General features: G+C 72.6%; 4 protein-coding genes. 2 read left to right on the forward strand and 2 right to left on the reverse strand.

The window, feature by feature from the left end:
* Positions 1 to 178: 178 nt before the first annotated feature.
* Positions 179 to 1,843 carry an ABC-F family ATP-binding cassette domain-containing protein gene (locus VN520_RS31335; RefSeq protein WP_325750314.1) on the reverse strand — a complete coding sequence of 555 codons (1,665 nt, stop codon included), beginning with the start codon at positions 1,841 to 1,843 and terminating at the stop codon, positions 179 to 181.
* Positions 1,844 to 2,401: 558 nt separating this feature from the next.
* Here VN520_RS31335 and VN520_RS31340 point away from each other — a divergent pair.
* On the forward strand, positions 2,402 to 3,766 hold the full coding sequence (locus tag VN520_RS31340) for an SGNH/GDSL hydrolase family protein (RefSeq protein WP_325750315.1): 1,365 nt from the start codon (positions 2,402 to 2,404) through the stop codon (positions 3,764 to 3,766).
* Between the two features lie 209 nt (positions 3,767 to 3,975).
* On the opposite strand, the gene VN520_RS31345 is transcribed toward VN520_RS31340, so the two are convergent.
* Positions 3,976 to 5,094, reverse strand: coding sequence for an NADH:flavin oxidoreductase (locus VN520_RS31345; RefSeq protein ID WP_325750316.1), 1,119 nt, complete (start codon positions 5,092 to 5,094; stop codon positions 3,976 to 3,978).
* A gap of 221 nt (positions 5,095 to 5,315) precedes the next feature.
* Between VN520_RS31345 and VN520_RS31350 the strand changes: the two genes are divergently transcribed.
* Positions 5,316 to 6,272, forward strand: coding sequence for an SMP-30/gluconolactonase/LRE family protein (locus VN520_RS31350; RefSeq protein ID WP_325750317.1), 957 nt, complete (start codon positions 5,316 to 5,318; stop codon positions 6,270 to 6,272).
* Positions 6,273 to 6,325 lie beyond the last annotated feature (53 nt).

A 6,325-nucleotide genomic window follows, 5' to 3' on the forward strand; every position in this document is an offset into this window, starting at 1 on the left:
CGGCGGCGGCCACCGCGGCCGGGCCGCCGGCCACCAGCAGGACGACGGCCGCGCCCGCGAGGGCCCGGGGAGCGCGTCGGAATCCATGAGTACGGTGCATGACGGAATCCGGATCAGCAGCCGGTGGTGGGCGGACGGGCCCTGGGGCGCGGCCCGTTCCCTTCCAGTACACCACCGGTCACGCGAGCGCGCCGGGTGCGCCGAGCAGCTCCCGCACCTCCTCGGCGTCCAGCTCCGTGAGCTCCTCCCCGACGAGCAGCCAGCGGGTGATGCCGACGGACTCCAGGAACGCCAGGTCGTGGCCGGCGATCATCAGCGCCCCCTCGTAGGACTCCAGCGCGCTCGTCAGCTGCCGCATGCTCGCCAGATCCAGGTTGTTGGTGGGCTCGTCCAGCATCAGCAGCTGCGGAGCCGGTGTGGCGAGCATCGTCGCCGCGAGGGCGGCGCGGAAGCGCTCGCCGCCCGAGAGGGTGCCCGCCGGCTGCTCGGCCCGTGCTCCCTTGAACAGGAAGCGGGCGAGCTGCGAGCGGATCTCGTTGTCGGTGGTCCCGGGCGCCATGCGGGCCACGTTCGCCGCGACGGTCAGCCCGTCGTCCAGCACGTCGAGCCGCTGCGGCAGGAAGCGCAGCGGCACATACGTCCTGGCCTCGCCGGACGCAGGCAGGAGCTCCCCGGTGAGGGTGCGCAGCAGCGTCGTCTTACCGGCTCCGTTGCGCCCGATGAGCGCGATGCGTTCGGGTCCCTGTACGTGGAGTTCACCGTCGCGCAGCGCACCGAAGCGAGGGGTGAGCCCCCGCGCGCTCAGGACCGTACGGCCTGCCGGGACGGCGGTGTGCGGGAGCCGCACCCGGATCTCGGCGTCGTCCCGGATCGCCTCCGACGCCGTGTCGAGCCGCTCCCGTGCCTCCTGGAGCCGGTCCTCGTGCAGACCGCGGAGCTTGCCCGCCGCCTCCTGGGAGGACCTCTTGTGCTCGCCCGCGACGATCCTCGGCGCACGCCGCTGGGCGTCCATCTTCTTGTTGTGCCGCTGGCGGCGGGCCACCTTGACCTGGGCCTCCTCCAGCTCGCGCTTCTGACGCCGTACGTCGGACTCGGCGGCCCGCACCATGCGGCCGGCCGCTTCCTGCTGGGTGGCCAGCGCCTCCTCGTAGGCCGACCAGCCGCCGCCGTACCAGCTCACCGAACCGGCACGCAGGTCCGCGATGCGGTCCACCCGTTCCAGCAGGTCGCGGTCGTGACTGACCACGACGAGCACACCGGAGCGCCAGGACTCGACGGCCTCGTACAGCCGGCGCCGGGCGAAGACGTCGAGGTTGTTGGTCGGCTCGTCGAGCAGCAGGACGTCGGGCCGCTCCAGCAGCAGCGCGGCCAGCCTCAGCAGCACGGTCTCGCCGCCCGACAGCTGGCCCACGGTGCGGTCGAGACCGACGTCACCGAGGCCGAGCGATCCCAGGGTCGCCAGGGCCCGCTCCTCGACGTCCCAGTCGTCGCCGACCGTCTCGAAGTGCTCCTCGGCGACATCACCGGCCTCGATCGCGCGCAGCGCCGTACGCCGCGCGGTGATGCCGAGGGCGTCCTCGACGCGGAGGTCCGTGTCGAGGGTGAGGTTCTGGGGGAGGTGGGCGAGGTGACCACCGGCGGTCACCGAGCCGGCGGAGGGCTTCAGCCGGCCGGCCAGCAGGCGCAGCAGGGTGGACTTGCCGGAGCCGTTGGTCCCGACGAGCCCGGTGCGGCCCCGGCCGAAGCTGAGGGAGAGCCCGTCGAAGACCTCGGTGCCGTCCGGCCATCGGAAGGACAGGGCGGAGCAGCTGAGGGAGGCGGCGGGAACGGTGGGATGAGACATGTGGTCCTCGCAGTCGCAAGCGTGTGATCAGGGGCTTCGTATGCGAGCACCACGCGGCGACCGGCCGGGAGAGGAAGGGGTGCGGTCCTCCGGGAAGACGGGGGACGGCTCATGCACCGAGGTCGCATCCACGCGGTGGGTCACGGGGCGGCAGGAAGGCCGACAGGGCGTGACGGGCTACGGCAGGGGCCGTACCGCGCGATGATCGCGGACCTCAGATGCGCAACGTCCACCTCTATCGGAGACAACAGGACTCAAAAACTGTACACCGGGCTCCGTCCCGGGGGCTGCGTTTCGGGCGGGGACGGACCCGGGGGCGGCCGGGGAGGCCCTCTTGACGTGCCGCTGCGGGCATTCGTAGCGTCTGCTCGCCCGATCGGAAGACGGTTCGAAAATTTCGGTTCCACGAGGTGACCACGGGGGAGGCCGACGTGGACACACCTGCCGGCTCAGCCCCTCCCGGCTCCGCCCCTCCCGGCCCGCCCCCTCCGCCCGACGCACCGTCCGGGCCCGGCACCCGCATCCCGTCCGTCCAGCCCCGTCCCAGGAGGCACCCGCATGAGACCGTACTCCGCAGTTTTTCCGGCACCCTCGGGCCGCCCCGCGGACCCCGTCCCGGCCACCGGCCCACGGGCACGCCGGGCCGCCCGCCTGCTGGTGACCGTGCTGGCCGGGGCCCTGCTCCTGTCGGCCGCTCCGGCCACCTCCGCCGAGCCCGGGTCCCGTCACGGCAACTCCTCCGACTGGACGGGGACATGGTCCGCCGCGCCCACGGCTGCCCCGGCCTCGGACACCACACGGTTCGAGGACCAGACGATCCGTCAGACCGTCCGCACGAGCATCGGCGGCGACCGGGTACGCATCCGGCTGTCGAACGAATTCGGCAGCGGGCCACTGGTCATCGGTGAGGCCCGGGTCGCACGCCCGGCCGCCGGCGGTCCCGCCTCCCGGATCGACCCGCGCAGCGACCGGCCGCTCACCTTCGGCGGCCGCAGCTCCGTGACCGTCCCCGCCGGCGCCCCGCTGCTCAGCGACCCGGTCCCCCTGGAGGTCCCCGCCGGAACCGACCTCGTGGTGAGCATCCACCTGCCCGGTCCCACCCCGGGCTCGACGCTCCACTCGATGGCCCTGCAGCACAACTACGTGGCCGCCGGCAACGTCACCGGCCGTGCCGGCATCGAGCCGACCGCGACCATCGACCGCTGGTACTTCCTGACCGGTGTGAGCGTGCGTACGGCACGGTCCTCCTCGGCCGTCGTCACGCTCGGCGACTCCATCACCGACGGCGCCGACACCGACGCAGACGCCAACCACCGCTGGCCCGACTTCCTCGCCGGCCGGCTGCGTGCCGCTGCCGGGCCCGAGGCCATGGGCGTACTCAACCAGGGCATCAGCGGGAACCGCCTCCTGCACGACCCCAACCCGCCCGCCGGGTCCGACGCCGAGGACTTCGCGGCGTACTTCGGCCAGAGCGCCCTGCGCCGCTTCGACCGCGACGTCGCCTCCCAGCCCGGCGCCGGACACCTCATCGTGCTGCTCGGTGTGAACGACCTCGGCCACCCCGGCACCGTCGCCCCGGAGTCGGAGCGCGTCACGGCGGCGGACCTCATCGAGGCCCACCGCCAGATCATCGCCCGCGCCCATGACCGGGGCCTGAAGGCGTACGGCGGCACGGTCCTGCCCTTCAAGGACGACACCCTGGGCTTCTACACCCCGGAGAACGAAGCCGCCCGGCAGGCCCTCAACCACTGGATCCGCACCGGCGGGGAGTACGACGCGGTGATCGACTTCGACCGGGCGCTGCGCGACCCGTCCGATCCGCAACGCCTCCTCGCGCGCTACGACAGCGGTGACCACCTCCACCCCAACGACGCCGGGGCGGAGGCGATGGCCCGCGCCGTGCCCCTGCGCCTCCTGCGCTGAGACCGAGGCCGGGCGGCCGTGCCGCACAGGCGTACCGCCGCCCCGGGGAGGCCTCCCCGGGGAGGCCCGCACGGCGGGCGCCCGGGGAGGCCCGCACGGCGGGCGCCCGGGGAGGTTTGCACGGCGGGCGCCCGCGGAGCGGCCACCGGGCAGCCGCTTGTCCGGAGGCGCCGGGAAGAGGTCCACCGCGTCCCCGGGACACGCACCGGTCAGTGCAGGGTCTTCAGCATCTCGGCCTCGAACGGCGTGATGTCCTCGGTACGCCCGCGCAGGGTCTTGGCGGCCCACTCGGGGTCGGCGATCAGCGCACGGCCGACGGCGACCATGTCGAACTCGTCGCGCTCCATGCGGTCCAGCAGCTGCTCGATACCGGTGACCGAGGAGTTCCGGCCCTGGAAGGCGTCGAAGAACTCACCGTCCAGGCCGACCGAGCCGACGGTGACCGTCGGCCTGCCGCTGATCTTCTTCACCCATCCGGCGAGGTTCAGATCGGAGTCGTCGAACTCGGGCAGCCAGTAGCGGCGGGTGGACGCGTGGAAGACATCGACGCCGGCCTCGGCCAGCGGCGTGAGGACGCTGTCCAGCTCCTCGGGCGTCCGGGCGATCCTCGCCTCGTAGGAACTCATCTTCCACTGGGACATGCGGAAGAAGAGGGGGAAGGCGTCCGACACTGCCGCGCGGCAGGCTGCCACGATCTCCGCCGCGAAACGGGTGCGCGCGGCGATGCCGCCCCCGTAGGCGTCGGTGCGGCGGTTGCTGCCCTCCCAGAGGAACTGGTCGATCAAGTAGCCGTGCGCTCCGTGCAGTTCGGCACCGTCGAAGCCGAGCCGCTCCGCGGCCGCCGCCGCGTCCGCGAACGCGGCTATGACGTCGTCGAGGTCCTTCTGCGTCATGGCGCGCCCCTTGGGCTCGCCCGACAGGGAGACGCCCGAGGGGCCGACCGGCTCCGCCTCCGCCACGGGCGGGGCGCCCTCGGCGCGCGTGACACCCACGTGCCACAGCTGCGGGATGATCACGCCGCCCTCCCGGTGCACGGAGTCCACGACACCCGCCCAGCCCGCGAGCGCGTCCTCGCCGTGGAACAGCGGGACCCTGCCGCTGGTGCCGGCGGAAGCGTGATCGACGTAGGTGCCCTCGGTGATGATCAGCCCCACTCCGCCCGCGGCCCGGCGGGCGTAGTAGTCGGCCACGTCCTGGCCCGGGACGCCGTTCGGGGAGAACTCCCGGGTCATGGGCGCCATGGCGATCCGGTTGCGTGAGGTCAGTCCCCGTACGGCGAACGGGCGGGAGAGGGTGTCTGCTGCACGGCGGGCATTCCGGTCTGTCACTGCATGTCCTGTTCATCGGGGTGGAGCAGGTGCTTTTTCCCGCCAACAGGTGGATGCGATCAGGCCATCCCCGTGCCGGGTCCGATGTGGCCAAGGTCTCCCGGGCAGCCCCTGGGCAGGCGCACCCCGCCCTCGGGGCGGCCCTTGATCTGCCGCCCGTCGTCCAGCAGTCTTCGGCGGACGCCGAAAGCGTTCGGTATCCGCCGAAGGGATGGATGTCCATGACCAGCGAGCACACCAGCCTGTACGAGAGCTTCGACGACCGGTTCCGTACGGGGAGGTGCATGAACGGCGACGAGGGCCTGGAGGTCCTGTACACCGGCTGCCGCTGGGCCGAGGGCCCGGTGTACGTGCCCGCCTGGCGGCAGTTGGTCTGGAGCGACATCCCGAACGACCGGCTGCTGCGCTGGGACGAGGAGACCGGGGCCGTCAGCGTCTTCCGGCGCGCCGCGGGGCACACGAACGGCAACACCCTCGACCGCGAGGGCCGGCTCATCACCTGCGAACAGGGCAACCGGCGGGTCACGCGGACCGAGCACGACGGCACGGTGACGGTGCTGGCCGACCGCTGGCAGGGCAAGCGACTGAACAGCCCGAACGACGCGACGGTGAAGTCGGACGGCTCGATCTGGTTCTCCGACCCGGACTTCGGCATCACCAGTGACTACGAGGGCTACCGCGCGGAGAGCGAGATCGGCTCCAACAACGTCTACCGCATCGGCCCCTCCACCGGTGAGGTGCGCCTGGTCGCCGACTGCTTCGGCGCACCGAACGGGCTGGTCTTCTCGGCCGACGAACAGCAGTTGTTCGTCTCCGACACCCGGGCGGGCTCCATCCGGGTCTTCGGCGTGCGGGAGGACGGCACACTGTCGGACGGTGAGATCTTCGCGGAGGCCGGTGCCCGCGAGGCGGCCCGCTTCGACAACCTCCGCTTCGACGACGGCGGACGGCTCTGGGCCGCCGCCATGGACGACGGGGTGCACTGCTACGACCCGGACGGCACACTGATCGGCCGGCTCGCCGTCCCGGAGGCGGCGGCCAACATCTCCTGGGGCGGCGCCAAGCGCAACCGTCTGTTCATCACCGCGGAGACGAGCCTCTACTCGGTCGTCATGGGAGTCACGGGGACCCACCCGACGGGGCCGGGCCGCAGACCGTGGCTGGACACGGGGCGGTGAGCCGGACGAAGCGGCCCTGAACCCCGCTTCACTGCCGGAGCCCCGGCCCAGGA

This window comes from Streptomyces sp. (genome assembly GCF_035563135.1).
GTDB lineage: Bacteria > Actinomycetota > Actinomycetes > Streptomycetales > Streptomycetaceae > Streptomyces.

Coding starts and splice junctions, on each gene's coding strand:
- VN520_RS31335 (WP_325750314.1), bottom strand. CDS start 1,843: ATGTCTCATCCCACCGTTCCCGCCGCCTCCCTCAGCTGCTCCGCCCTG.
- VN520_RS31340 (WP_325750315.1), top strand. CDS start 2,402: ATGAGACCGTACTCCGCAGTTTTTCCGGCACCCTCGGGCCGCCCCGCG.
- VN520_RS31350 (WP_325750317.1), top strand. CDS start 5,316: ATGACCAGCGAGCACACCAGCCTGTACGAGAGCTTCGACGACCGGTTC.